Origin of the sequence: Ilumatobacter sp., from assembly GCF_049588435.1 — a bacterium.
Lineage (GTDB): Bacteria > Actinomycetota > Acidimicrobiia > Acidimicrobiales > Ilumatobacteraceae > Ilumatobacter_A.
In genome coordinates this window covers 1-2,511 of record NZ_JBAVYV010000365.1, presented here as the reverse complement: position 1 = coordinate 2,511, position 2,511 = coordinate 1, and the positions used below count along the sequence as shown (strand labels likewise).

The 2,511-nt window shown below is 66.3% G+C and carries 4 protein-coding genes; 3 read left to right on the top strand and 1 reads right to left on the bottom strand.

What is annotated here, in order from left to right; genetic code table 11:
- A partial coding sequence (locus WBV89_RS14170; protein ID WP_423982004.1) for an IspD/TarI family cytidylyltransferase occupies positions 1 to 647 on the bottom strand: 647 nt, incomplete at its 3' end.
- A gap of 103 nt (positions 648 to 750) precedes the next feature.
- On the opposite strand from WBV89_RS14170, the gene WBV89_RS14165 reads away from it, so the two are divergent.
- The 3 genes from WBV89_RS14165 to WBV89_RS14155 all read left to right on the top strand — a co-directional run.
- Complete coding sequence (locus WBV89_RS14165) at positions 751 to 1,425, top strand: Crp/Fnr family transcriptional regulator (protein ID WP_423982003.1); 675 nt, start codon at positions 751 to 753, stop codon at positions 1,423 to 1,425.
- Positions 1,426 to 1,476: 51 nt separating this feature from the next.
- Complete coding sequence (locus WBV89_RS14160; protein ID WP_423982002.1) at positions 1,477 to 1,899, top strand: ArsI/CadI family heavy metal resistance metalloenzyme; 423 nt, start codon at positions 1,477 to 1,479, stop codon at positions 1,897 to 1,899.
- 186 nt (positions 1,900 to 2,085) lie between these two features.
- On the top strand, positions 2,086 to 2,511 hold a 426-nt coding region (locus WBV89_RS14155; RefSeq protein ID WP_423982001.1), incomplete at its 3' end, for an Hsp20/alpha crystallin family protein.

The following is a 2,511-nucleotide window of genomic DNA, read 5'->3' as shown; positions in this document are numbered from 1 at the left end:
CGGTCCTGCTCCCGTGCGATGTGGCGGCGCGCCCATTCGAGGTCGTCGGGTTCGGTGATCTTCCGATTGGCCACGTCGCCGCGGACGACGACGACTCGACCTCCAGCGGCCTCGACCAGCGCGGCGTCGTCGGTGGCGTCGGATCCCGATCCGTGGGCGTCTCGCAGTCGTTCGGCGCGGAACGCCTGAGGGGTCTGGACGGCGACGAGTCGGGATCGGTCGGGCGTCTCGACGACCGACCCGAGAATGTCGTCATCATCTGCGACGGATCGATCGATGACCTTGATCGTGTCCGTCACGGCCACGGCCGGAATCGCCGCGTCCGCACCGGCCAGTACGGCGGCGATGACGCGGTCGTACACACCTCGCGACGCCAGCGGGCGCGCCGCGTCGTGGACACAGATCACGTCGGCATCGTCGGGCACGACGGCGAGGCCGGCGCGGACCGACTCACTCCGCGTCTCACCCCCGGCGACTCCGCCCTCACGCTCCACGTCAGCCGGTGGCACCACGATGACCACTCCGTCGGTGCTCGCTGCCGCGATCTCGCGCGACACGTCGATCACGCGGCGCGAATCCAGCAGCTCGTACTGCTTGGCGCGCCCGAATCGACGCCCGCTTCCCCCGCCGACGACGATGGTCCACACCGTCGCATGACTCGTCGCTCGTGGCGCCTCGGAATCGACCCCGGACGCCGAAGTTTGCCCACCTGGGCTTTGGGCGCGACTCACGCTGCGTGAGGGTAGTACCGTGACGCACGTCATGGCCCACGAAGAGATCCTCTCCCGCACCGACTTCTTCGCCGATGCGCATCCCGAAGCACTCCGGAACGTGGCCGCCGCAGGTCACGAACGCCACCTGATCCGTGGCGACGTCCTGTTCAACGAAGGTGATCCGCCGAACGCGTTGTATCTCGTGCTCCGTGGACGCATGGCGATCGCGATCGCCAACCCGATCGATCGCCGCGAGAGCGTCGTGGCGCTGATGGAACCCGACGACCTGTTCGGTGAGATGGGAATGCTGGACGACGGCCCCCGCTCCGCGATGGCCCGTGCACTCGAGCCGACCACCGTGCTCGAGATCCCATTCGAGCCCGTGCTCACGATGTTCGACGAGCATCCGAAGCTGCTGTGGAACGTGACCCGCATGCTCGCGCAGCGGATCCGCGTCACCGACGAGGCGCTGGCGGACTCGGTGTTCCTCGACGTGACCGGGCGGACGGCCAAGCGGCTGCTCGAACTCGCCGACGGCGAGGATCAGTTCACGCTCCCGGTGACCCAGGAGGAGCTCGCCGGAATGGTCGGCGCATCCCGCGAGCGCGTCAACAAGGCGATCGCCAGCTTCATCCGGCTCGGGTGGCTCGAGCAGCAGGATCGCACCTACAAGATCGTCCAGCGCGACCGACTGGAACTGCGCGCTCGCTGAATCATTCGCCGTCATATTGACGTTCATCGATATGACAGGTACGATGCGGGCATGCGCCTTCAACTTGCACTCAACGTCACCGACCTCGACACCGCGATCGAGTTCTACTCGAAGATGTTCGACGCCTCCCCGGCAAAGGTCCGGCCCGGCTACGCGAACTTCGCGATCGCCGATCCGCCGCTGAAGCTCGTCCTCTTCGAGAACGCCGACGCCGCCTCCGGTGACGAGTTCCTCCACCTCAACCATCTCGGGGTCGAGACCGAGCAGGCCGGCGAGGTCGTCGCGGCCGAAACCCGCCTCAGCGACACCGGCCTCGAGACGACCGGCGTCGACGACACCGTCTGCTGCTTCGCCGAGAAGACCGAGACCTGGGTGACCTCCCCCGAGGGAGCCAAGTGGGAGTGGTACGTCAAGACCGGCGATGCCGAACAACTCGAGAACGAGATCCTGGCGACGCCCGCCTGCTGCAGCTGACAATGCACGTTGGTGCCTGACACCAACGTGCATGGTGGCGAGCTCGCAAAAAACATGAGTGAAGGGTTGTCATAATCCTGAGTCGTTGATTATCATGTTCTTCGCCGGTCGGGATGTAGCTTCTCGGCCGGCGAGGAACCACACCGACCGAATCATCCGTCACCGAATCATCCAAGGAGTCACACGATGCTCGTCATGAACAGTCCCTTCCGTGAGTTCGACGCTCTGTTCGATCAGTTCGCAGGCCGCTCGTCGAACCCGACCACGTCCGCCATGCCGATGGACGCGTACCGCCGCGACAGCGACGTCTGGGTCCATCTCGACCTTCCCGGTGTGGCCGCGGACAGCCTCGACGTCTCGGTCGAGCGCAACGTCCTCACGGTCACCGGCGAGCGTTCGTGGCAGCGCCGCGAGGGCGACCAGATGTACCTCGCCGAGCGACGGAGCGGAACCTTCCGCCGCCAGGTCACGCTCGGAGACGGTCTCGACGCCGACGGCATCGAGGCCGACTACTCCGACGGGGTCCTCACCCTGCGGATCCCGGTCGCCGAGCAGGCACAGCCACGACGGATCAGCGTCGGCAGCGGTTCGACGTCGAGCGCACCTGCGATC